This window comes from Chryseobacterium sp. SIMBA_029 (assembly GCF_046535275.1).
Classification (GTDB): domain Bacteria; phylum Bacteroidota; class Bacteroidia; order Flavobacteriales; family Weeksellaceae; genus Chryseobacterium.
Genome location: NZ_JAWRXA010000467.1, coordinates 1 through 262, shown reverse-complemented (window position 1 = coordinate 262; position 262 = coordinate 1). Strand labels below are relative to the sequence as shown.

Sequence of the window (262 nt, the reverse complement as noted above, 5' to 3'; positions counted from 1 at the left end):
AACTAATTTTTCGCTGTACAACGCCTGGTCCCAGAGGTAGAGATCATTGACTGTCGAATACATGGCCCCGGCGGAAAAGCTGGAGCTCATATCCATATACTCGCACAAGATGAGATCGTTCCAAGAAGAATCATAAGCCGAGCTCATATGAGGGATAACCTTTCTGTTGTTATCTAAGCCCGTGTCATTCATCCCGAGGGGAGCGAGTAAATGCTTGCTCAAAAAGTTTTCAAATTTCAAACCGGTTATTTTCTCGATGATC

1 pseudogene is annotated in these 262 nt (G+C 44.3%); it reads right to left on the bottom strand.

From position 1 onward, the window contains the following. Positions 1–249: pseudogene (locus SB679_RS24850) on the bottom strand (serine hydrolase); the annotation flags it as partial. Positions 250–262: the final 13 nt, after the last annotated feature.